The sequence below is a fragment of the Legionella drancourtii LLAP12 genome (genome assembly GCF_000162755.2).
Taxonomy (GTDB): Bacteria; Pseudomonadota; Gammaproteobacteria; order Legionellales; family Legionellaceae; genus Legionella; species Legionella drancourtii.
Map to the genome: position 1 here is coordinate 162,415 of NZ_JH413817.1, position 23,040 is coordinate 185,454.

Genomic DNA, 23,040 nt, shown 5'->3' on the forward strand with positions numbered 1-23,040 from the left:
ATAGTGGCAGAAGCACGTTCTCTGCATATAAGCGGAGAATTAAAACAACACCCAGTCATCAATAAAACAACTACCAATAGAATCATCCCTTTCATTCTGAGTCTCTATCTTTAATATATAAATAAATCGCTTATTCTTTGCTTGTTAAGCACCCATGTTGGAAGTGATATTTTACTCATTCTTCCGGTTCATTTTGAATCAGTATATACTCATCAGCTTGGTATCGAAAGCAATTCAGACAGGATGTGAGGATGTTAGATAGAGCCAGTGTAGTTGATGAACAATTTGTTAAAAGAGTACAACAAGCTGATTTCCCTATTCCTAATAGTATCATCAGCTTGGAAACAGCCGAGTTGGATAAAAAAACAGCCATCGATCTGTTTGACTCGCAGATTAAGTCGCGATTATTGGATTTAATTGCCAGGCAGCTTAAAGAAAAAGGCTTATCTTTTTATACTATAGGCAGTAGCGGGCATGAAGGAAATGCTCTTATAGGCCAGGTTTTTCGCCCTGAAGATATGGCCTTTTTACATTACCGTAGTGGCGCCTTCTACATCCAGCGTGCGAAAAAAGTGCCAGGTGTTGATGGGGTCAGGGATATCTTATTGTCTTTAGTTGCTGCAGCCTGTGACCCGATTTCAGGTGGTCGTCATAAGGTTTTTGGTTCAGTGCCTTTAAATATCCCACCACAAACCTCAACCATTGCCTCACATTTACCCAAAGCTTTAGGCGCTGCTTTATCCATTAAATGTGCAAAAGACATAGCGTTTCCTGGTAGCTTAAATCCAGACTCGGTGGTTCTTTGTTCTTTTGGTGATGCATCAACGAACCATGCATCTGCACAGACGACCTTCAATGCATGTTCTTGGATAGCACAACAGCATTATCCTTTACCTATCGTATTTATTTGTGAAGATAATGGCATTGGTATTTCCGTCCGCACCCCAACAAATTGGATTGCGCAATCAATCGGTGCGCGTCCAGGTATTCATTACATTGCCTGTGATGGGCTAAATATTGCCGATGTTTACGCTAAAGCACAAGAGGCAGAGTATTTAGCACGCATCAAAAAACAACCTGTATTTTTACACATGCGCTGTGTGCGTCTATTGGGGCATGCCGGCTCGGATATTGAGTCGCAATACCTGACCCAGGCAGAAATAGAGTTTACTGAATCACATGATCCTTTATTGCATACCGCCGGCATACTTTATCGCGAAGGCTGGATGACGCAAGAAGCCATTATTAGTCTTTATGACAGTAATAAAGACTTAATTGAAGCGAAGGCGGCAGAAGCGATTCGCCAACCGCGAATGGAAAGCGCAGAAGTAATTATGGCCTCACTTACGCCCAAGGTCGCCAAAAAACAAAGTTATACTCTTCCTAATGAAATAAAGCGTGCTGCTGTATTTGGTAATGCTTATCCGCAGTTAGCGCAAAAACGTAATTTATGTCAGCACATTAATTTTGCGTTGACGGATTTACTGGCCCAGTATCCCAATATGCTGGTATTTGGTGAGGATGTTGGTAAGAAAGGTGGGGTTTATCGGGTTACCGCTGATTTACAGGCACGTTTTGGCAAGCGCCGCGTATTTGATACGATTCTTGATGAGACGACTATTTTAGGAACCGCGATTGGCTTAGCTCATAATGGCTTTATCCCTGTTCCTGAGATTCAGTTCTTGGCCTATTTACATAATGCAGAAGACCAATTGCGCGGTGAGGCATCGACCTTATCCTTTTTTTCCGGTGGGCAATACCAAAATCCGATGGTCATCCGCATTGCATCTCTTGCTTATCAAAAAGGTTTTGGTGGCCATTTCCATAATGATAATTCCATTGCAGTCTTGCGTGATTTGCCTGGCGTGATTGTGGCAAGCCCCTCTAATGGTCCTGATGCTGCTAAAATGTTACGGACTTGCATGCGTTTAGCTTATGAGGAAGGACGCATAGTCGTATTTTTAGAGCCTATAGCCTTATATATGACTAAAGATTTACATGAAACTGGTGATAATGGTTGGCTATTTGATTATCCTGCGCCACAGGCATTAATTGAACCTGGCGAAGTTGGCGTGTATGGTGAAGGTGCTACTGTTATTTTAACTTATGCCAATGGCTATTATTTATCGCGCCAGGCTGCGAAAGTATTGCAAGACGAACATAATATCAATGTAAAAATTGTTGATTTACGTTGGCTAAGTCCTTTGCCTGAAGACGCCATTTTACAAGAAATAGCGCAAGCGAAGAACGTGCTTATTGTGGATGAAGGCCGACAAAGCGGCTCAGTGAGTGAAGGGTTAATCACATTATTAGTGGAAAAAGCAACCTCTAGTTTGCAAATCAAACGGATTACCGGTAAGGATTGTTTTATTCCATTAGGGACTGCTTGGCACTATTTATTGCCCAGTAAGGAAAGTATCATTGACGCAGTAATTGCGCTACGGTCAGAGAAAAAGGAGATAGAAATTGGACGACTTGTTGTTTCTTGATGAACAATTGCAAGATGATGAACGAATGATACGCGACAGTGTTGCGCGGTTTGTACGTAATGATGTAATACCGTTGATGGCTGAGTCTTTTGAACACGCACAATTTCCACGTGAATTGATTCGTAAATCAGCAGAGTTAGGCTTATTAGGTTTAACCTTACCTGCGGAATATGGTGGTGCCGAAGCGTCTTATGTCGCTTATGGTTTAGTGTGTCAAGAATTAGAAAAGGGTGATAGTGGCCTGCGTAGTTTTGTTTCCGTACAAAGTTCTTTATGTATGTATCCAATTTTTCGCTACGGTAGTGAAGAGCAGCGGGTGCGTTATTTGCCCGGCATGGCCACTGGTGAAATCATCGGCTGTTTTGGCTTAACAGAACCCGATGCGGGCTCTGATCCAGCCAGTATGCGCACTAATGCTAAAAAAGTAGACGGTGGCTGGCGTTTAAATGGTGCCAAAATGTGGATCACCAATGCACCGATTGCCGACATTGCTATTGTCTGGGCAAAAACGGATGCGGGTATTCGTGGTTTTATTGTCGATACTAAGTCCGAAGGCGTGCGTTGTCCGGAAATTAAATTAAAAATGTCCTTACGTGCCTCAATTACTGGTGAATTGGTTTTTGATAACGTGTTTGTTCGTGATGAAAATTTATTGCCTGGCAGCGAAAAAGGTTTGGGGGCGGCATTAAGTTGCTTGAGCCAGGCTCGATATGGCATTGCCTGGGGTGCTATAGGCGCCGCGATAGAGTGCTTTGATATCACCAGTAATTATCTGCTAGAGCGTAAACAATTTGATAAACCACTCGCTTCATTCCAGATCATTCAAAAAGACCTTGCAGATATGTATACTGAAATTATTAAAGCCCAATGCCTGAACTTACACGTTGGTCGCTTGAAAGATGAAAAACGTGAAACACCAACGATGATTTCACTTGTGAAAGGGAATTCTTGTCGTGAGGCATTGAAAATTGCCAGAAAATGCAGGAATCTATTAGGAGGGAATGGAATTAGTTTAGAGTATCATGTTATACGACATATGCTTAATTTAGAATCAGTCTTCACTTATGAAGGTACGGACAATGTCCATACTTTGGTACTAGGAAAACATATAACCGGAATTAATGCTTTTGGTTAAACGTAACTATTCAGCATTCCTACTCAATGATCTCCTCTTCCATCCGTGGGAGAGGGGGTGGAAGAGGGCGCAGTTTGTACCAAAGTCTCTCTCGCCATACTTCCTCACACAGGGAGCAGAAGTGGATAGTAACGCTTTAACAAAGCTCTTTTATTGGCTTTAAAGCGGAAGTTCCTGCCAGTTTAATTGCAACTTACAGGAGTATCACTATGTCTAAAATGATTTTAAAAAAAACTTTAACTTTAAGTTTGTTTGCATTAAGCATGTCGGCCCAGGCTGAAATCAATAAAGAACTATTAGCCAACCGCTGCTATGAACTGGCCCAAACGGTTACCTCCCTGGTTCCTAGCCAACACAATCCTACCTGTGTTGATAAACTGTATCTAGCCTCTATGCAAATGAATACCGCTGGCGCATTAATTTTAGACGACTCGACTGCAGCAGCAAAACAAATCATTAGCAACGCGGTTTCTGCACTACAATACGCCGAATTAACCAGCTGCAAACAATACATTCAAATCTCCCATTCAAAACTTGAAGCGAATAAACTGAAACACATGTTATAGGCAATAAAACAAGTTTGAGGTGTTCATGTTGAAATTTATCGTATCTCAACACCTCAACCCCCTTGTTATTTTCGTCAGACTTAGTTATTATTTGCCACCAATCGGGGCGTAGCGCAGCCTGGTAGCGTACTAGCATGGGGTGCTAGTGGTCGAAGGTTCAAATCCTTCCGTCCCGACCAAGCCCAGCAAGGGGTTATAGAATCTCTTCCTCATTAGAAACACCTCTTGGCTACACTTATGGCTACACTTTTAAATAGATTGTTTGCTTTATAATACCTACTTAACCCAGTATACTTCAAAAAAAACTCTATTGATAAGGCTCTTCCTATGACAAATTGCGGATGTCATCCTACCGCCACGACCCTTGCAGAACGAAAAGTTTTAATTATTGCTTTGATTCTTAATGCTTCTATGTTCGTTGTAGGGTTGATTGCTGGGGTGTTAGCAGAATCAACAAGCCTTCTAGCAGACTCTTTGGATATGCTTGCTGATGCAGCGGCATATTCTATTGCATTGTATGCAATAGGACGTAGTCAACGTTTCAAAGGTATAGCTGCTACATTAAGCGGAGTATTATTATTGGTTCTTGGTACGGGTGTATTAATTGAAGTTATACGGCGTGCTTGGCTAGGTAGTTTTCCTGAAAGTACAACCATAATTACGATTGCTTGTATTTCATTAATCGTAAATGTGAATGTGCTTCGCTTATTAAAAGGGTTTCGTAAAGGAGAAGCGCATTTACGTGCAGCTTGGCTTTTCACTCGAGCGGATGTCATTATAAATTTAGGGGTGATTTTTTCTGGGATATTGGTTGCATTAACAAAATCACGTTATCCAGATTTAATTGTTGGATTTTTCGTTGGTCTTTATGTGATAAAAGAAGCCTATGAAATACTTGGTGATGCTCGGAAAATTTAAAACACCTAAACTCACCAAAAAAATGATTTGTTTGGGCTGCACTCACTAACCACAAAAAGTTGTGTCATAACTTATCTTTCTATTAAACAAATACCTCGATCACGCGAGCAATAATATAGTGGGCAGCTACAGCAAATTTATAATGGGAGATGATTTTGTGAACAAGATTACTGTAACTCATATAAAGGTTTAGAAATGTTATCAGAAACAATTTTATATGGAAAATACCGGCATTATAAAACCGAAAATCTGTATGAAATCATTGGCCACGCCCGTCATAGTGAAACATGTGAGGATATGGTGGTGTATAGAGCCCTATACCACTGCCATGAGTTTGGGGAGAATCAGCTTTGGGTCCGTCCTAAGCAGATGTTTTTTGAGCAAGTCATGCATAATGGACAAACGGTCCCTCGATTTCAACGAATAGAGTAAAAATAAAATGACAAAAAACAGGCTATTGTAACCTGTTTGCTGTTATTTTTTAGTTCGTATTAAATGGCCACTTCTGTTTCTTCCTGTTTGATATTATTATTAATCCATTGTTCGATGCTTTCTATATGCCAAGCTAAGGTAGTTCCATTTAATTTAACTGGTCTTGGGAATTTACCAATTAACCACCAACGTCTTATAGTTAACCGATCTCGACCAAGGATCTGCTCAAGGTCACTGATAAATAAAATTTGTTGCTTGAATTCAGTATGTTGCATGATAATTCCCTGTCCTATTATTACTTATCAACATTTTTCTTGAATATATCCATTTTAAAAATGCTCGAATCGAGTAGTTATTTAATCATATCGAGTATTAGCATGCAATAATTATTCTTCAAATTTTTTTATAAGCGCTATACCTTTGCTCGTTTTGTTTATACAATTGACTACGGGATCTATTATTACAGAGGAAATAGGGATGAATTTACTAGATGTAATAGAAAAGGCAGTAGGTAGTGAGTATTTCGATAATGCTGAATGTTCAGAATCATGTTTAGCAATGCAGGAAGCAAGCATGAATATAGAGCTTTCTTTAAATCAATCTCAACAACCTAATGCAAACAAAGTTGTAACCATTAAGTAATTAAATGCACACACTTATTGTAGTAGGTTCTGGGATCAAGTCGATTGCTCATTTAACTGAAGAGACCAAAGTAGTTATTCAAAAGGCGGATAAGGTTCTTTATTTAGTAAATGAAGAAAACTTAAAGTCTTGGATTCAGCGAGAAGCTAAAGAGGCTGAATCTTTGGAACCTATTTATTTTAATTTTGATAAAAGAGCTGATTCTTATCATCAAATAACCACTCATATTGTTAACGAATATCAAAAAGCTAAAACTCTTTGTGTAGTTTTATATGGTCATCCAACAGTATTTGCCGAGTCCGCTTTGAATGCAGTGAAAATGATCAAAGCAGACAATGGAAATGCGTTAATATTGCCGGCAGTATCATCTATGGATTGTCTTTTTTCTGATTTACAAATTGATCCGGGGGAGCAGGGTTGTTTTGTAATGGATGCGACTGAGCTATTAATTTATGAAAGGCAAGTTGATATATATGCACACAATATTTTTTGGCAAATTTCAAATTTGGGAATGCACGATATAAAGTACTCTCAAAAATTAGATATTTTATGTGGTTATTTATTAAATTATTATCCTGAAAATACGCTTGTTTGCATTTATGAGGCAGCTGTTCTGCCTTTGCAAAAACCACGAATTGAGTGGATTAAACTGCAGGAACTTAAGCAAGTAGAGATTAAACCGATATCTACTCTTTATATTCCCCCTATTGCTCAAAAAGCTATAAGTAAAAAATACCTAGAGCTTTTAGGAATGGATATTCAAAACTTTAAATTATCTACTGAGTCGTACACATCCTCGAAATAATTTAGCATCGCCTGAGAAGTTGGTGTTGTTATCACAATACGAGAATGAAAACCGTTTATCTGATTCTAAAAGATCAACGGGGTTTCTTATTATCTGTTTTCCTGTTGATTTATAATGATAAAAAGAAAATTCAGTATCTTTACTAACATGATAAAGAGGACTACCAAAGGCGTCACTATTCTCTTCAGTGAACTCGTCTTGATAAGCAAATAAAACATTTTTTAGTGTTTCGAGTTCGGTCAATGTGCTATTACTTTGATTTGTTTTAAATGTGTTTATTTTAGAAAAAGGGCACTGTAAGGGATAGTAAACACTATCATTTTCTTCATTTAGGGAAGAAGGCACCATTATCGTTGGGGTATACTCAAGACCGTAACATTCATTATAAGCTTTCTGGATATCCTGGATTGGAAAATATTGTTCATCAACTGCTGGTTTTACACCAATGCCGGCTCCCATACAGATATTAAAGACATATTTTGCAGTATCCATTATAAAAGGAGTTGGTCGGAATCGATTGATTTTCTTTGCACTGAGAAACAAATCATTACAGGAGGTATCATATGTATTCTGCATTAATTTTTTTCTTAATGACTCTGAAAAATATAGTTTTAATTTAAGCCATTGTTCATTATTCTTAACTTGCTCAATAAATTGCTCAGAAAAATAAAGAATTTCACTTTGCCAGTTACTTAAAGTATTTTTATTTTGTAGGATTTCTTTGAAAATAAGGTAATGCTCATAAGGCGACTTAGGGGCAGGTAATGATACATTAAAATATTTTTGAATTTTTGTATGTCTTCTTTGACATCCTATATTGGGGAGTAAAAAAGAAGATAAGGCACCTGAGGATACCGATAAAATATTATTATCAACCGTCTGATCTTCATCAAATATAACTTGCATGTTAAAAATGGCACCTGGTCCCTGTACGCAATCAGGAAAGATTCTTTGATTTTCCCCAAAATAATGCCATTCACAATATTTATCTAAAATCATCCCTAAAGGAAGACTATTCTTTCCATATCCCAAGTGTTGAAATAATTCGTTGCTCGTATGTGTACTATCAATTTTTTCTAATCTCCCTGATTCTGTTGGTAAGTATGCATGATTTTTAATACCAAAATGTTCGCCAAAATCATATTGAGCAAGAAAAAAAGGAATGTCCCCTCCTGGAGTAATCTGCTCAATTACCTCGTAAATAGAAGGGTTGATAGTTCTTACTTTATTTTTGATTTCATCCCATGAAACTCGCTTAATTTTGTTCATTCCTAAAAACCTTATAAAACAAAGCACTTACAAATACCGCAATTTTATACAAGTAAATACATGTAAAAAAAATTTAATACTAGCCAATTTTAATGGTAGAGTCACCACTAAAAGGACTTAGGAAATAAAATGATTAAGACATTGCATAAAATGCCCAAGGGCGTAATACCACTCTATTTTATTCAAGCGTTTTCTACATTTTCATTTGCTATTCTCTATTCCTCCTTATCACTCTACGTTACTAAACAACTTGGTTTATCTAATACTGTTTCAAATAGCATTGTGGGCTTATTTCTGGCATTTAATTATGCCTTACATTTGTTAGGGGGAGTAATAGGAGGACGCTTTCTAAGCAATCGTTCATTATTTTTTATTACTACCATTCTGCAAAGTATAGGCATTATGTGTTTGGTTTTTTCACAAAGCTCACTTCTGTATATAGGATTAAGTTTGTTTTTGGTGGGATGCGGGCTTAATACTACCTGCTACAACACTATGCTAGCGGATCGTTTTCATTCTACCGATAATCGAAGGGAAAAAGCATTTTTTTACAGCTATTCTGCGATGAACATTGGTTTTTTTGCGGGTTATATTATTAGTGGCTTTTATGATTATTCGAATCAATACCAACACATATTTTTTGCAAGCCTTGTTACTAATCTAGTTACTATAATTCTAATCGCTTTTAATTGGGCTGCTCTTGAAGATAACAATAGTCTCTTATTAGATTTGAAAAATGATTCACGTCAGAAATTGAGAAATTGGATTGGTATAGCGGCTATTTTAATATTAGTGCCTTTTTTGACTGTGAGTTTTAATTCATCTGATTTTAGTAATGGCATGGTGATGGTGCTCAGTATTATTATGTTTTTTGTTATTTTATTCTTAGGTCACAAGCAAAAAATTAAAGCCGATAAACAAAAGATTAAGGCTTATTTAATCCTGACAGTTACTTCAATAATCTTTTGGATGATCTATTACACAGGTCCTATGGGTGTAACTATCTTTATTAAAAATAATGTTGATAAGCATATTTTTGATTATGAATTGGCGACTCAATGGGTTTTAAATATAAATGCCTTGGTTATCATTGTGGGCGCACCGATTATGGCAATCGTTATTAACAAGCTGCAATCCAAAGGCTTCAATTTTTCTGTTTCTATGCAATTTGTATGGGCCTTTATAATTCTGGCATTTTCTTTCTTTTTCTTAGCTTGCGGCGTGACGTTTTCTGATAGTCACGGTTATAGCAGTCTTAGCTGGGTAATACTTCATTTAGTGGCTCAATCTATTGCCGAGTTACTAATTGGTCCAGTAGGGTATGCAATGATAGGGCGAATTGCCCCTGCTAAGTTACAAGGAATTCTGATGGGTACTTGGATGATGGTATCTGGGGTTTCGGCTTCATTATCATCTTATTTTTCTAATGCGATGATGAAAACAGACTCTATTGATCCTTTAATAACGAATGCTGATTATTTTCATGTATTTAATCAATTGGGCATTTGGGCATTGATAGGCGGAGTATTTTTGTATTTTATTTCTGGAAAGATACGAAGTCTCATTGATGATACAAACGAACTTGATAGCAAATCGACTGAAACAGTTATTGCCTGATTTAAGTTGGATCTAATTGCTTAATGTTATTTCAAGTTTGCATTTTACCTCCAACATTCTCGTAGTAAAAAAACTAATTTTTTTACTCTCTTCAGTATGTTTTACTGTTTTCAAGGGCAGTACTAGAGCCCTTGCCGTAAGTAAAATCTGGAGATTATTACATGGGATGTTTGGCTGAAGTGTTGGGATCTTTTTCTGATGTGAATTTTAAATGTAAAAAAGAGAATCAAAAATATTTAATAGAGTTTATCCTGTTTTTCAGCAATTATGATTTGAAGTCATTAGCTGAACTTTTGGAAGTTAATCTTTTGTTCTTAAGCCAAGTTGTTAGCGGCAAATATTATCTTAATGAGGATAGAGCCTTAAAGCTGTTGAAGTGGTTCTTGATTTTTATTGGCGAATAAAGGACCTTCCTACAAATATTCAATAATATTAGCTTTGTAATTTACTTTTTATGAGAAACAAGCAGGCTGAACAACGCAATGTTTTTTAGTCGCTAATAAGAGTGAACTATTTTAAAAATTAATAGTTGTTCTAATGAAGTCCCTGACTGTTATAATACTCATATGCTTATGACAACATAATAGTAAATATGAGTGAAACTACGATTTTGAAAGAAATAACCCAAGAATTTCTAGAAAAAATTAGAGAAGAAAATATTTTAGAAAATACCGATAAATTTGAACAGTTCTCTGAATTATTTAATGGTTATGAGATTCCAAATGGCGAGCAACTTAAGCAAATATTATTTGATGAGGAGCTCTCTTGATAAGGATAGAATCAATAACAATAGAAAATCTTAGAGGAATTAAACGTCTTCATCATAATCTCGGGCATGGCAACCTTGTTATACAAGGTCCAAATGGTTCGGGAAAAAGTGGCATTATTGATGCGATTGAATTTGCATTAACGGGAAATATCTCTAGATTGTCCGGCACGGGGTCGTCGGGAGTTACACTTAGTATACATGCACCACATGTTGATTTTCGAGATAACCCTAGAAAAGCTAAAGCGATAATTAAAGTAACCAATGATTTGACCGGTAATTCCTTCACTATAGAAAGAACCGTAGCCCATTTAAAAAAACCTAAAATAGAGCCAGAAAATGAAGAAGGTAAAATAATTTTAAACTTTCTATCAGAGCACCCCGAGTTTTCATTATCACGACGAGAAATTCTAAAATTTATTGTGACTGAACCCAGTAAACGTGCCAAAGAAGTTCAAGAGCTTTTAAAAATGGATTCAATTGATAAAATTAGAAGTGTGTTTAATAAATTAAACAATGAAACTAAAAGATCTTTTACTGAAAAATCGAATAATCTCACTCAGGCTGAAAAAGCTTTGTTACAACACTTTGAAATGACAGAAATTAACAAAAATAATATGTTGAAACTGGTCAATGATATGAGGGCTATTTTGATCTTGGACAAGATAGAGTCTATTAATATTGATACGAAATTTTCCATAGGTCTTGGCAATGATACTCAAAACAATAAAAAAACAGTTGATAAAAAAGTGCTGTGCCCAGGTATTAATAGCTTGCTGATAAAACTAGAAGCAAAAACTATAACCACCTCACTGGAAGCTACCAATGAAGCAATTGTAAATCTTCAAAGTAATTATGAATTTTTGCAATACGTTAATAAACAAGAGTTTTATGAGAAGGGATTAAACTTCATTATTGATAACTTCTGCCCCTTTTGTGATACAGCTTATGACCTACAATTATTAATAAGTCATATTCAGCAGAAAATTGCTGATAATGTAAAAGCAGCTACCCTTTTGAGTACCATTCAATCAGGATGCAATATTCTTAAATCTGATTATATTATGCTGCTTTCTGAACTTGATGAGATTAAAAGGGGCGCATTTTCTCTCAATTTAACTTCTGAAGCTGAAAAATTGGTGGCATTGTCAGAAAGAATAAAATTAGACTGTGAGTTTCTGGATTCCCCTATTGATAATTTAGAAAAGGTTACTAGCTTAATTAAAGATCCTTATGGTAGGTTTGACGTACAAATCGTTGTCTTATTACAAAGCATCTTTACTTGTGTAAATAAAATACCTGATTATTCATCTGAAGAAAATGCAAAGCGCTTCCTTATAATTGCAGATGAAAGGCTTGATGCTTATAAGTTTGCAAAACATCAGATTAGCATTTGGGATAAAAGAGCCCAAAAAACAACGCAATTATTATCTTTATTTGAAAGTATTAGCGAGAAAAAACTTGTTGATCTTTATGCTGAAGTTGAGAAAGATTTCTCACGCTTTTATAGTCAAATTAATAATGATGATGAAAAAGAATTTAATGCTCAGTTAACTCCTTCAAAAGGTAGTCTTGGTCTTGATGTTGATTTTTATGGTAGAGGAGTTTTCCCTCCCTTAGCTTTTCATAGCGAAGGACATCAGGATGGAATGGGGCTTTGTCTATATTTAGCATTATCAAAAAAAATCATGGGTAATAAATTTACATTTTGTTTGTTGGATGACGTTTTGATGTCGATAGATACGAGTCACCGCAGAGCATTTTGCATATTATTAAAATCTGAATTCCCATTAACACAATTTGTCATTACTACACATGATGAAATCTGGAAAAAGCAGTTAATCAATGAAGGATTTGTTAGTTCAAAGCAAGTACTTAATTTTCGAGGATGGTCTGTTGATAATGGCCCATCATTTCTTAATGAGAAAGATACTTTAGAGACATTAGATCGTTGTATCAAAGAACAATCCATCTCAGAAGCCGCCTCGATTTTACGGCATTATCTTGAATATATAATGACAGAATTGAGTATTAAATTAAGAGTGAAACTGGAAATAAGATATAATAATTCTTATGATTTCGGTGAAACACTTTCAGCAGTAATTAGTAGATATAAAGAATTGTTAAAGAAAGCAAAAACGGCTGCTAACTCATGGAATCAACAGGATATAGTAGGTAATATTAGCTTTATAGATACCAAGTTGATTGCAGCGATACAAAAGACTAATTTGGAGCAATGGACATTAAACCCATCAGTTCATTACAACGAATGGGCTAATTTTACTTCAAACGAATTCTCACGTTTAAAAGAAGCTTTCTTTGAACTACTTAATCAATTCAAATGTGCTAAATGTGATGGTTGGATATACGCATCACCCTCAAAGGGGAACGTTGATGAGGTTCGTTGTGAGTGCGGTGAACTCCTTCTTAACTTTAAAACAAAGAATTAAAATATTCTTTTAATATTTACTCTTATAATCCCCCTTTACAGGAGGAGCTAGTAGCATATGGCATTGTTTATAAATATTTTGTTTTGGCTACAGTTCAGTAACCTTATATGTTTAATATTTTAATATCCTCTGCAAACTAATTACAGTGCCAACAATTTTATCTTTTGTATCGCCATTAACTTGTAAACTAGCCCAATTCTCATTTAGGGCAATCAATTCAAACTCAGGAGTAGTTCGTGATGCAGACAATTGTTTGTATTTACGAAGAATAACTTCATTATCACCATCAAGCTTGGCTATCACAAAATCACCAGGATTTGGCATCGTTTCTGGATCAATTATAAGCACATCAGTCTTCCTGAATTCTGGAATCATACTGTCATCTTTAACCTCTAGTGCAAAAGCATTTTCCCCTATACGAGCAGTTAAACTAGGGCTGATCGGAATTAAGGTAAATATTTCAGAATATTGTTCATTTTTAATTTCCTGAATACAAACCGCAGGATCGCATGCCTGTTTGTAATTAAGTAGAGGAATTAATGCACCTAGACCCAGAGGTTTTTTAAGTTTGCCTTGTTTATCATCAGACAAACACATCAAAAATGCTGGTGAAACCTCCAGTACCTTTGCCAGTTGTTTAATTTCTTCTGGGCCTGGAGTTCGTTCACCGCGCTCATAGTTGTTAATTCTGGATATTTTCAAGCTATCAGTTAACTCTGCCAGAGCTTTTCTGGTTAAGCCTTTGATGGTGCGCTCGTGCTTAATTCGTTGTCCTATTTTCTCTTTTATGTTCATTCCATGTCGCTCATAAAAATACTTAATAAATATGATACCAGATATTGACTGATTCTCAATATGTGTTAACTTGTAATTTATATTGCTCGATTCGAGTATTTATGCACGAAAAGAGCTGTTTGTTGTTGAGTGGATATTGAAAAAGAAGAGGGAGAGATGGATTTCATAGTTAATCAAAACGAAATGGCTGGGTTGTGTGGTTTAACGCACATCCAGCAATTAGTTTATTTTAGAGGGATTAAGCCGTACATGAATGTGAAAACAGGCATAGTTGGGATTGATCGAGGTATTAGTTATCAATCCATTGCTGAACAGCTTTATATCGAACCTCATCAAGGCATTAAAAGCGTTAGTTTTTCTCGCGCTCAGGTACGACGTGCGGTGGCAGGTCTTGAACGGGCAGGGCTTATTCAATTTCTGTCTGAAGATCATACTTTGATTTTAAAATGCATATTGGCAACAAGGGATTATTATGTCTCAAAAAAAGCCGTCACAAAGCCGTCACAGCAAGGCATCACTAAAAAATCTCAAAAAGATATTGAAAACACTGGCAATTTGGCAAATGCGACCTTAAAAGCCGGCATAGCAGAAAGTGCAAAAGCCGACATACCTCTTATAAACAATAATTATTTATATTTATTTAAGCAATTCGAAAAATTTTGGTCGCGTTTTCCAAACAAAAAATCCAAACAAAAAGCATGGAGTGAATTTCAACAAATCAATCCTGATGAACAACTTTTTGAAAAAATAATCATCGCGATTGATGCGCAAATTAATAATCGTGAGGAACACAAGCTTTCTGGGGAATGGCTTCCCCCATGGAAGTATCCTGCCAATTGGTTAGCCCAGCATTGCTGGAAAGATGAACTCTCAACCGTAATGACACAGGAGCAAAGTAATGCAAAGAATAAGCGAAGTAATGCAAAAAAATCTCCCAGTGAAATCTTCTGGGACACATGCGGTGATGCAGAGTTCGATTTTGCAGATGAAACACCCAAACAATCAACCCCAAGCAACGTCCTCAACTTCAGTAAAGACTGAGGCTCATGATAAACGAATTGATACGTTGTTTATCCGTCTTGGCGCTATTTATGGCCATATCTGGTGGAGCAATTACCAAAATGAAAATGCTTTGTCTGTTGCCAAGAAAGAATGGTCTGACACTTTAAGTCGTTTTAATAATCAAATTCTTAAAGAAGTCTTACTGAGCATTCGTGAACGAAATGTTTTTCCACCTAGTTTGCCCCAGTTTTTTGAATATTGTATGGCCACGTTTAAACGTCATGAGCCTTATCGAGTTAATAGAGAGCCTATTCAGCCAGCAAGTTCTGATATTGCAACCAAGCACCTTAATGCCATGTTGCGATTCTTAAGACCTTAACTTTAAAAAGGAGATTTTACATGCTTGTACTTACCCGTCGCGTTGGAGAACTAATACTAATCGACAAAGGTCAAATTGAAATCAAGGTTTTATACGTTCGCAATGGTCATATAGCCATAGGAATCAAAGCTCCTCTACATATAGACGTTGATCGCAAGGAAATTTTTATTAAGAAAATGACTAATCCTCAGATCGAAGCAGAGAAGGAATTCATTACAGAAACTAATTAACCATCAGCACCGGGCATGAAGCCCGGAAGGAGTTTGTTATGTCCAAGTTGCTATTAATCACTTCACTAAGCCTGCTTACATTGACAATTCATGCGGCCAATGATGTAACCCAGATTCACCGTTATGCCACCGTAGCTAATAAACCTTTGGCTGCTCAAGTTAATCCTTTATTAGCAGTTCAACAAATTCATTTTCCACAAGAAGTTAAAACTGTTGGGGAGGCGATTGAATGGTGGTTGCACTATTCAGGTTTTACTCTTGTGAGCAAAGAAAAACAACCTGAGAGCTTGCAAACTGTAATGCATCAGACCTTGCCTCAAATTCATAGAAACCTTGGCCCATTAACAGTTAAAGGGGGGTTGGAAGTTCTTGCTGGTCAGCAAGTCTTCATGCTGGTTGAGAATCCCTTGTTACGCCAGGTGAACTTCAAATTAAAACCTGCTTATCAATCTGCTGTTAAGCCAGTGACAAGGAGTAAAGCATGATTTTATTTAACGCCTCAACGAAATGGATAGCGATTGCAGCCCTTAATCTGGCTCTTGTCGTTGGTATGATTTTCATCATAGAACGTCCAGTTGACTCCACGAAAGACACAGAAATAATTAGTACTCGCTTAAATGACATTCAATCACAGCTTATCAACCTACAAAAGGAAGTTACAAAGCCTAGTGAAAAAATTGATTTGAGTTCGATCAATCAGGATTTCAATAAGCTAGCTTCTTTAATCGAGCAACTAAAATCCAAGGATGACCAACTCCTAACTGATAATCGTACTGAACTAACACACAAGCTGGATGCTATTCATGAAGTCATTAATACCTTGGATAAAAAACAAAATCCCGTCAAATATCTCCCTGTGTCAGCATTACCATTTAAAGTATTGAGCATCGACAGTATCCAACAGGTCAATGTAGCCAGTGTTACCTATGACTTTAAGACATTCCCACTAGAGAAAGGAGATAAGCTAATTGATTGGACTGTTTTGAATGTAGATTTTGGTAAGCAACGACTCGAACTGGAAAATAGTAAAAAAGAGTATGTTGTGGTGACCCTGGATACTGAGCAAGGTGATCAAAATGCTTAAGTACTCTGTAATAGCAATATCCTTGTTTTCAACTCAGCTAGCTTTTGCTGAGTTGAATATCCCTGGTATCAACACTCAATCGTTGAATACTCTTGCAGCACAAGACCAGACATTGGCGAAAGCTGGATTAACTGTTAATGACGATGACTTAACCTCAGAACAAGACATCAACAAAATTCAACTCAATGAACAACAACTTCATGAATCCAAGGTTTGGGACTTAACAATTGAAGAAGAAAAACGTTATGTCCTGCTCATGCAAAATCGTAGCAAGATCTATTATCAGGGACTAAGACAAACTCCTCTGGATATTCTTGGCCTCAATGCCAGAAATGAAGCTGAGCGTAATCATTTTGCCGAATTAGCAGCAGCTCAGGAAGCCCAGAAAGTCTCTAAAAATATTGCCTGGAATAATGCATTTTATAAGGCCTATAACAAGCTCTTTGCCAATGTACCTGTTGTTGGTGATTTTGATCCGTCTCCTTACTCACCCTATGCCCATAAGTCTGTTCAACTAAATCAGGGAGACATCCTTTATCTGTTCATGAAACCAGATGAAGCAGTCAAAACTATTTTGATGATTTTAACTGAAGCAGTTGAAAATACTCCTGATACTCGCTTACACCTCATGCTTTTGGATAGTGATGATTTATCAATTCAATTATGGGCTAACAAGAATCAAATACCACAACATCTGATAAACAGTGGCCGTCTTACGCTCAATCATGGCGACCTGAATTATCAATCTCTAAAGGCTAATAAAAAAACCACCCCGTTGTTATTACTTTCTAAAAACGGCAGTTCTAGCGTTGTTGATCTGGGGAGGTTTTAAGATGAGAAAGATATCACTAATTGCAGGTTTATTGATGATTACTTCCTGCTATGCCTATCAAGTCATCGATAGGGAACACTACATCAAAGAATCGCAAGAGCAACTCACAGAAGAATCACTGAAACTTCAAGCAAAACTGGATGCGCGATTACCTGCAACCAGCAAAGCAACAGCGGGCAAAGTATTAAAACGCAAATTAGAATTAATTAACTTTTCTTATTCTATTTTTATCATTGGTGATGATGCTGTATCTCGTCAATGGTTAAAGGATCATGCACAAGAGTTAGAAAAAATAAATGCTCTGGGTTTTATTACTAATATAGACAGCAGTTCCAGTCTGTTGGAACTTCAGGAATTAATCAAAGCGCCATTATTGCCTGCTAATGTAGATGACCTCTTAGCCATCTTCAAAGAAAGCCATTACCCACTGATTTTTAATAAAGGTGAGATATGGCAATAAAAACTCAAACCCAAAAGAAATCCAAAAGAATCATCATGAGCTTGCTGTTACTTGTCTTCATAGGCTGGTTGATTTTATTGGGTTGGGCATTGAGTCTATGGGGAATGACTGGCTTTGATTCAGCCTGGCAAACCATCTATGAACTATCCAAACAACAAACTAGTGCAGTCGCAGAATTTAATGATGCTTCAGTGGCTGAGCGTTTCAAATCATGGGTTACCGCAGTACCAACTGAAAAGATGACTGACAAAGTAGTAAAAGTTACTACCGTTATAAAAAATGAATTAAATACGGTTTTACCAGAAAACAACTCTGAATTAGATCAGATAGTAGATGACTTATTTACCACTACAAAACAAGTTGGGTTGCTTATCAGTCTGACTGCTCATGTGATGTTTATCAAGCTGATGATTATTCTGGCAAGCATTCCATTATTTGCTTTAGCTATGACAGCAGGTTTGGTCGATGGTTTGAATCAACGAGCCATTCGCACCGCCTCGTTGGGGCGTGAGTCCTCATATGTATTTCATCAATTAAATCGCTACTTCAAACGTGGTTTGCTGATGTTATTGGCCTTATGGCTAGCAGTTCCTTTGTGTATTACCCCAGCACTAATGTTCGTACCCGTCAGTATCTTATTAAGTGTGATGGTTTCCATTACAGCCAGTCGCTTTAAGAAATATTTGTAAGGAGAAAAAATGAAAAGATTGTTTTTGATTTTAATGCTGAGCATGACTTGCTTTGCAACATACGCCAGTGAAGAAGCTCTTAATCAAACGTTGGTCAGAGTGATTAACCAAATTAACGCCATCATGCCCTTGCTGGATGAAGCCCAAACGGAAATTGAACCTAATACTCGAATCCAATTACACATTGAATCTTTTGAAGGATCTGATGGTAAGTCACATCCTGGGTTGCGTAATGATTTATTGGTTATCCGCAATTCACTAATTGATTACATCAATAAGCCCGCCATCGAACCTAAAACTATCAAGCCTTTAGCGCTTGATTTCATTGGTAAGTAGCCATGGGCAAAGTGGATATCGCTAAAACATTTGCCGCCAGCTTCAAGCAAGCGGCAGGTAATACAGCTGCTGGGGTGTACTCAAGTTGCATTCGGTTCATCGCGATCATGATGGTCATTATCGCAGTGATCTGGTGCATCAATCACTTTATGGGCAATGAAGAAAGAGAACAAGATGGTTTTCTCATTCGTCTGGGCTCTCGTTCAATTCGCATTGTAATGGGACTTTGCCTATTCATTCTAATTTTAATAGTAAAGGGGAATTAACCATGAAAAATAAAAACGTCCAGTTGAATCAATGGTGGCAAAAAATCGGTACGGGTTTTATCAGTTTAAACTACGCACCAGCCCTGTTTGCTGATAATTGGTTCCCTAAAATTTCTAATGCTGATGATATTAGTGACGGCAATAAAAGCATGATGACGGTGACAGGAAATTACGTCAGACAAGGATTGGGATTATTACTCTTTATTGCTGCGGTAATGAGTTTTATCAAGTTCATCACAACAGTTCAGCATGGTATAGAGGAATCCAAGAAAAATGACGGTTCGATGGTGGCTTTTGGTACTTTTGCGGTGATGGGTATTACTTATCTGGCAATCAGTATTGTTGCAGGGTACGTGGGTTATACCATGATTACCAAATTCAAGATTTAGGTGGCTGCCATGAACCGACCTTCATCACGCCATCTGTCTCATGATTACGAAGCCTACAAAGGGTTAAGTCTGCGTGAACTATTCTGGATTGTCATTGTAGCAACGCCAGGTACCAGCTTGCTTTTTACCTTAAGCGGTATACCTGCAGGCTACCCTTTGGCTTTTGGTTGCGTTGGTTTTTTGGTGGGTTTTGTGTTGTCCATTACGGTTTGTCCAAAGCGTGTTGCCCGATTAAAAACGGGCAAACCTTATGGTTATCTAATGAAGAAAACCATTTTAGGGTTTGCACGTTGGGGCATAAGAACTTCGCCTTATCTTTCTCATAAAGGCATCTGGCAAAAATCCAAATTAGTAGGTGAACCTCATGTTTAATTACTGGAAGAAAATCGATAGCTTAAACCATCTCAACCGCCTTTTATTGGCCTTTATCTCAGTGCTTGTATTCATTGTAGCTGGACTGATTATCACTCTGGTTAAATCCCCTAATCGTTATGAATTTTGGCTAACCCCTTCAATGGCAACAAATGGTGGATTAATTAAAGCAGAGCAAATTCCTGCTGAGTATGTGCAAGGGTTTGTTGCAACGTTAATGCCTGCTTTAAATACCTGGTCCAAATCAGGTAAAAGTGAGTTCACTAATAACCTCGCCAGTTTCCACTATTACTTCACCCCACGTCATAGACATTTAATGGAGCAAACATTGGTAGCGTATAAAGATGCTCAACTCTTCAATAGAGTTCAAGTGGCTAGTCTTTATCGCTTTATGGAAGACAGTGATGTGAAAGCCATAGGCAATAACATGTGGGAAGTACATCTGGTTTTACGCATCACGCAAAGACTTAAAGACAATAGCCCTATGGTCATTGCTGACAAGGTAGTTGATTACCATCTTCGAGTAGTCAAAGTGACCTTATCTCGCCTGCAAAATCCCTTTCAATTAGCTCTCGATGGTTATACCCAACCAGAAGCCCTGGTCAAAGATTTGTTAGCTACACCTTTGGAGGAAAAACAACATGACAAAGTATAAATGGTTGTTCGTATTAATCAGTGTTTTGGTCAGTATGGAGGTTTTCGCACTCGATGCCGAGCATGTGTTATGGGATAAAACGCCTATTCATTTGAGTATTTCTTTAAATGAGGAACGATTAGTTCATTTCCCCCAAGCCATTAGCATTATCGACAACGAAGCTGGCGAAAAAATCGCAGTATTAAAAATTCAGGATGCTCTTTATCTTAAAGGAAAGGAATCTTTTGATAACAAACGCCTGCTCGTTCAGCTTATGCCCCAAGGCGAAGTGATTATTCTTAACTTATCTGCCAATGAGAAAATCACCGCCAATAAACCTGTAGAAATCTTGTTGGAAAATAAAGAAGAATCTAACAATAATCAACCGGAAACGGCTAACAGTTTTGATATCAACTCAATCACATTGACCCGTTTCGCTATCCAATCCCTATATGCCCCACAAAGACTATTAGTCATTCCTGAAGGGGTTGGTCGTATTCCCATGCAAACCAGAAAAAAAATAAGTCTGATTTTTGGTGCCAGTATGGAGTCTCGTCCTTTGATTTCATGGCATGGAGGTGCCTTTTATGTCACAGCGGTCGAATTAAAAAATCTGTTGAATAAAGAGGTAGTTGTTGATCCTCGTCGCATGGTGGGAAATTGGCAAACCGCTACCTTCTATCCCACCAATACATTAGCACCACGAGGTAAAGAAGACACAACCACCGTATTTCTGGTTTCGGATAGACCATTTAATGAGGCCTTGGCTACTGGTAGGGAGTTTGTACGATGAAGAAAAATGCCGGATTAAAAGTATTAACTAGTGCTGTAGTAGGCGTCGCTGCTTTGATACTAATGAATAGTGGTCATCATTCATCTGTACCTGATAAACAACAAAGCGATCCTAATAACTTAAATGAAGCCATAGCCAGTCAATTCAATGACAATATTCGTGATGTTGCGGCCAGACAGCAAGAGACTGAAAAGAAACTGGCGAGCCTTGAGGCGCAGAATAAAATGCTCAAGGAGCAAAACACTCAAGGAAACATTAATGCACCGCAAACCAACAATCCAGAGTTAACCAAAGAGCTTGATGCCCTAAAAGAACAAATCGCAGAACTTAAATCCTCACAGGAACAACAACCTCAGGATCAACCTTATTCAATTAATGGTGAACCAGCAAAAAAACCAATTAAAAAAAGCACTATTAAAGACATAGATCAGTTACTTATGAAACATGAAAACAATCAAACCGAACTTGCTTATTGGGACAGACTCAATGCCAAGCGTAAATCTTTAACCGAAAAAACTAAAATCAATCTGAAAAAAACAGAAGTAAAAAAATCTATTCCTTTCTACACCATTCCAGCTGGATCGGATCTTGGTCACACCACTTTATTATCCGCATTAATTGGTGAAGTTCCAGTGGAAGGAAAATTAATGCAACCACTTTTTCCCTTTTCAGCAGTTATTAATCGAGGGGATTTAATGGCTGCAAATGGCATCCCATTACCGCCTAATATTTCAGGGATGAAGGTCAATGGCTATGCCATAGGAGTAGGCTCATTCCTCGATAACATCAGTTGTGCACGAGCTTATGTCACCTCTGCTTTATTTGTCTTTGATGATGGCCATTTTGTAACCGTCGGCAAGGAGCAAATGAATGGAACCGCTGAGATGATTAATAACGAAAGTCTGGGTTATCTGACTACTGCCTTCGGCAACCCATGCATCAAAGGCCAATATTTTACCAATGCTCCGCGTGTATTAACCGCCATGATTGCAGCAGATGGGGTTAAGGGTTTTGGTAATGCATTGTCTCAATGGCAAATGACCTACACGGCCAATGACAATGGCGGAACTGCTACACCAACAGGTTCTATGGGTAAGTACGCTTTAGGCGGTGCGTTATCCCAAGGATCAGTCAAAGCAGCTGATTGGCTGGAAAAAAGGATTCAGGGTAGTTTTGACATGGTATTTGTTCCTGCCAGTGTTGCTTATAAATCAGGGTATAGACCCAATCAATTTTCATTTCATTTAACACAAACCATCAAACTCGATAAAGAAGCGAACGGGAGAGTATTAGATTATGGCCATTCACAACAAACTACGCATGATTTTAGCCTTAGGTAGCACATTGACTTTGAGTGCGTGTGCTTCTTCGATAGTAGCCTCCAAAGCAATACCAGAAGGAGGTTTGACTGTCAGTCAGCTCTATCAGCAAAGCATTAGCGAACCAACACAAAGTTGGTCTGTAAAACGAACACCAAACAAGCCTGTCAATTATGAAGGGTATACACGTGATGCCTCTAATGAAATTCAGAATTTATTTAAGCCCTTAGATAACCCTCAAATTCCAATTTATGTGTTTCCCCATGTGGCTTTAATTGGTGATGAACAATTGATTAAACCTGGCTACACCACAGGATTTTTTCTCTACAAACAAAACCAGTTTGCTTTGGCATCTGAACAATATTGAGGGG

General features: G+C 37.5%; 30 protein-coding genes and 1 tRNA gene. 28 read left to right on the forward strand and 3 right to left on the reverse strand.

Features of this window, described 5'->3' with window-relative positions:
- Positions 1-251 precede the first annotated feature (251 nt).
- From LDG_RS07800 to LDG_RS07825, 6 genes are all read left to right on the forward strand, one after another.
- Positions 252-2,489, forward strand: coding sequence for a dehydrogenase E1 component subunit alpha/beta (locus LDG_RS07800; protein WP_006870714.1), 2,238 nt, complete (start codon positions 252-254; stop codon positions 2,487-2,489).
- Positions 2,467-3,624 carry an acyl-CoA dehydrogenase family protein gene (locus LDG_RS07805; RefSeq protein WP_006870715.1) on the forward strand — a complete coding sequence of 386 codons (1,158 nt, stop codon included), beginning with the start codon at positions 2,467-2,469 and terminating at the stop codon, positions 3,622-3,624. Before LDG_RS07800 ends, LDG_RS07805 begins: the two co-directional genes overlap by 23 nt.
- A 209-nt stretch (positions 3,625-3,833) precedes the next feature.
- Positions 3,834-4,190 (forward strand): hypothetical protein, encoded by a 357-nt coding sequence (locus LDG_RS07810; RefSeq protein ID WP_006870716.1) that lies wholly within the window; start codon positions 3,834-3,836, stop codon positions 4,188-4,190.
- 102 nt (positions 4,191-4,292) lie between these two features.
- A tRNA-Pro gene (locus LDG_RS07815) sits at positions 4,293-4,369 on the forward strand.
- 148 nt (positions 4,370-4,517) lie between these two features.
- Positions 4,518-5,108 (forward strand): cation diffusion facilitator family transporter, encoded by a 591-nt coding sequence (locus LDG_RS07820; RefSeq protein WP_006870717.1) that lies wholly within the window; start codon positions 4,518-4,520, stop codon positions 5,106-5,108.
- Between the two features lie 195 nt (positions 5,109-5,303).
- Complete coding sequence (locus LDG_RS07825) at positions 5,304-5,540, forward strand: DUF1653 domain-containing protein (RefSeq protein ID WP_006870718.1); 237 nt, start codon at positions 5,304-5,306, stop codon at positions 5,538-5,540.
- 59 nt (positions 5,541-5,599) lie between these two features.
- Here LDG_RS07825 and LDG_RS07830 read toward each other — a convergent pair whose 3' ends face one another.
- Positions 5,600-5,815, reverse strand: a complete 216-nt coding sequence (locus LDG_RS07830; protein WP_006870719.1) for a helix-turn-helix transcriptional regulator — start codon at positions 5,813-5,815, stop codon at positions 5,600-5,602.
- A 202-nt stretch (positions 5,816-6,017) separates the two neighbouring features.
- Here LDG_RS07830 and LDG_RS19620 point away from each other — a divergent pair, with 202 nt between their 5' ends.
- Positions 6,018-6,182: a hypothetical protein gene (locus tag LDG_RS19620; protein WP_006870720.1), complete on the forward strand. Its 165-nt coding sequence runs from the start codon at positions 6,018-6,020 to the stop codon at positions 6,180-6,182.
- Positions 6,183-6,186: 4 nt separating this feature from the next.
- Entirely contained in the window at positions 6,187-6,987 is an 801-nt protein-coding gene (locus LDG_RS07835) for an SAM-dependent methyltransferase (protein WP_006870721.1), read from the forward strand.
- Here the strand turns inward: LDG_RS07835 and LDG_RS07840 are convergent.
- On the reverse strand, positions 6,955-8,256 hold the full coding sequence (locus tag LDG_RS07840) for a hypothetical protein (RefSeq protein WP_006870722.1): 1,302 nt from the start codon (positions 8,254-8,256) through the stop codon (positions 6,955-6,957). The two genes, LDG_RS07835 and LDG_RS07840, sit on opposite strands and share 33 nt — an antisense overlap.
- A 129-nt stretch (positions 8,257-8,385) precedes the next feature.
- On the opposite strand from LDG_RS07840, the gene LDG_RS07845 reads away from it, so the two are divergent.
- The 4 genes from LDG_RS07845 to LDG_RS07855 all read left to right on the forward strand — a co-directional run bounded on the left by LDG_RS07845 (position 8,386) and on the right by LDG_RS07855 (position 13,089).
- The gene (locus LDG_RS07845) at positions 8,386-9,873 is read left to right on the forward strand and encodes a peptide MFS transporter (RefSeq protein ID WP_006870723.1); all 1,488 of its coding nucleotides are present in this window, start codon (positions 8,386-8,388) and stop codon (positions 9,871-9,873) included.
- Between the two features lie 161 nt (positions 9,874-10,034).
- Positions 10,035-10,277, forward strand: coding sequence for a hypothetical protein (locus LDG_RS07850; protein ID WP_006870724.1), 243 nt, complete (start codon positions 10,035-10,037; stop codon positions 10,275-10,277).
- A gap of 188 nt (positions 10,278-10,465) precedes the next feature.
- Positions 10,466-10,642: a hypothetical protein gene (locus tag LDG_RS19625; RefSeq protein ID WP_158307871.1), complete on the forward strand. Its 177-nt coding sequence runs from the start codon at positions 10,466-10,468 to the stop codon at positions 10,640-10,642.
- On the forward strand, positions 10,639-13,089 hold the full coding sequence (locus LDG_RS07855) for an AAA family ATPase (protein ID WP_006870726.1): 2,451 nt from the start codon (positions 10,639-10,641) through the stop codon (positions 13,087-13,089). Before LDG_RS19625 ends, LDG_RS07855 begins: the two co-directional genes overlap by 4 nt.
- 111 nt (positions 13,090-13,200) lie before the next feature.
- On the opposite strand, the gene LDG_RS07860 is transcribed toward LDG_RS07855, so the two are convergent.
- Entirely contained in the window at positions 13,201-13,884 is a 684-nt protein-coding gene (locus LDG_RS07860) for a helix-turn-helix domain-containing protein (RefSeq protein WP_006870727.1), read from the reverse strand.
- A 129-nt stretch (positions 13,885-14,013) separates the two neighbouring features.
- Between LDG_RS07860 and LDG_RS07865 the strand changes: the two genes are divergently transcribed.
- The 16 genes from LDG_RS07865 to LDG_RS07940 are packed head-to-tail and all read left to right on the forward strand — an operon-like array spanning position 14,014 to position 23,036.
- Positions 14,014-14,925 (forward strand): hypothetical protein, encoded by a 912-nt coding sequence (locus tag LDG_RS07865; protein ID WP_006870728.1) that lies wholly within the window; start codon positions 14,014-14,016, stop codon positions 14,923-14,925.
- Entirely contained in the window at positions 14,870-15,265 is a 396-nt protein-coding gene (locus LDG_RS07870; protein ID WP_083821401.1) for a Vir protein, read from the forward strand. The genes LDG_RS07865 and LDG_RS07870 overlap by 56 nt, the downstream gene beginning before the upstream one ends.
- Before the next feature lie 20 nt (positions 15,266-15,285).
- On the forward strand, positions 15,286-15,495 hold the full coding sequence (locus LDG_RS07875; protein ID WP_040534874.1) for a carbon storage regulator: 210 nt from the start codon (positions 15,286-15,288) through the stop codon (positions 15,493-15,495).
- 38 nt (positions 15,496-15,533) lie between these two features.
- Positions 15,534-15,980 carry a PFGI-1 class ICE element type IV pilus protein PilL2 gene (pilL2, locus tag LDG_RS07880; protein ID WP_006870730.1) on the forward strand — a complete coding sequence of 149 codons (447 nt, stop codon included), beginning with the start codon at positions 15,534-15,536 and terminating at the stop codon, positions 15,978-15,980.
- The gene (locus tag LDG_RS07885; RefSeq protein WP_006870731.1) at positions 15,977-16,579 is read left to right on the forward strand and encodes a hypothetical protein; all 603 of its coding nucleotides are present in this window, start codon (positions 15,977-15,979) and stop codon (positions 16,577-16,579) included. The genes pilL2 and LDG_RS07885 overlap by 4 nt, the downstream gene beginning before the upstream one ends.
- Positions 16,572-17,411, forward strand: coding sequence for a TIGR03759 family integrating conjugative element protein (locus LDG_RS07890; RefSeq protein WP_006870732.1), 840 nt, complete (start codon positions 16,572-16,574; stop codon positions 17,409-17,411). The genes LDG_RS07885 and LDG_RS07890 overlap by 8 nt, the downstream gene beginning before the upstream one ends.
- A 1-nt stretch (position 17,412) precedes the next feature.
- Positions 17,413-17,871 (forward strand): PFL_4695 family integrating conjugative element protein, encoded by a 459-nt coding sequence (locus tag LDG_RS07895; RefSeq protein WP_006870733.1) that lies wholly within the window; start codon positions 17,413-17,415, stop codon positions 17,869-17,871.
- Positions 17,862-18,560 (forward strand): TIGR03747 family integrating conjugative element membrane protein, encoded by a 699-nt coding sequence (locus tag LDG_RS07900; RefSeq protein WP_006870734.1) that lies wholly within the window; start codon positions 17,862-17,864, stop codon positions 18,558-18,560. Before LDG_RS07895 ends, LDG_RS07900 begins: the two co-directional genes overlap by 10 nt.
- A 9-nt stretch (positions 18,561-18,569) precedes the next feature.
- Positions 18,570-18,896, forward strand: coding sequence for a hypothetical protein (locus tag LDG_RS07905; RefSeq protein WP_006870735.1), 327 nt, complete (start codon positions 18,570-18,572; stop codon positions 18,894-18,896).
- A gap of 2 nt (positions 18,897-18,898) precedes the next feature.
- Positions 18,899-19,162, forward strand: a complete 264-nt coding sequence (locus LDG_RS07910) for a hypothetical protein (protein WP_040534879.1) — start codon at positions 18,899-18,901, stop codon at positions 19,160-19,162.
- Between the two features lie 2 nt (positions 19,163-19,164).
- Positions 19,165-19,551, forward strand: coding sequence for a hypothetical protein (locus tag LDG_RS07915; RefSeq protein ID WP_006870737.1), 387 nt, complete (start codon positions 19,165-19,167; stop codon positions 19,549-19,551).
- A gap of 9 nt (positions 19,552-19,560) precedes the next feature.
- Complete coding sequence (locus tag LDG_RS07920) at positions 19,561-19,923, forward strand: TIGR03750 family conjugal transfer protein (protein WP_006870738.1); 363 nt, start codon at positions 19,561-19,563, stop codon at positions 19,921-19,923.
- Positions 19,916-20,578: a DUF2895 family protein gene (locus tag LDG_RS07925; RefSeq protein ID WP_006870739.1), complete on the forward strand. Its 663-nt coding sequence runs from the start codon at positions 19,916-19,918 to the stop codon at positions 20,576-20,578. Before LDG_RS07920 ends, LDG_RS07925 begins: the two co-directional genes overlap by 8 nt.
- Positions 20,565-21,350, forward strand: a complete 786-nt coding sequence (locus LDG_RS07930) for a TIGR03749 family integrating conjugative element protein (RefSeq protein ID WP_040534882.1) — start codon at positions 20,565-20,567, stop codon at positions 21,348-21,350. Before LDG_RS07925 ends, LDG_RS07930 begins: the two co-directional genes overlap by 14 nt.
- The gene (locus tag LDG_RS07935; RefSeq protein ID WP_006870741.1) at positions 21,347-22,690 is read left to right on the forward strand and encodes a TIGR03752 family integrating conjugative element protein; all 1,344 of its coding nucleotides are present in this window, start codon (positions 21,347-21,349) and stop codon (positions 22,688-22,690) included. The genes LDG_RS07930 and LDG_RS07935 overlap by 4 nt, the downstream gene beginning before the upstream one ends.
- Positions 22,647-23,036, forward strand: a complete 390-nt coding sequence (locus tag LDG_RS07940) for a TIGR03751 family conjugal transfer lipoprotein (RefSeq protein ID WP_040534885.1) — start codon at positions 22,647-22,649, stop codon at positions 23,034-23,036. The genes LDG_RS07935 and LDG_RS07940 overlap by 44 nt, the downstream gene beginning before the upstream one ends.
- Positions 23,037-23,040: the final 4 nt, after the last annotated feature.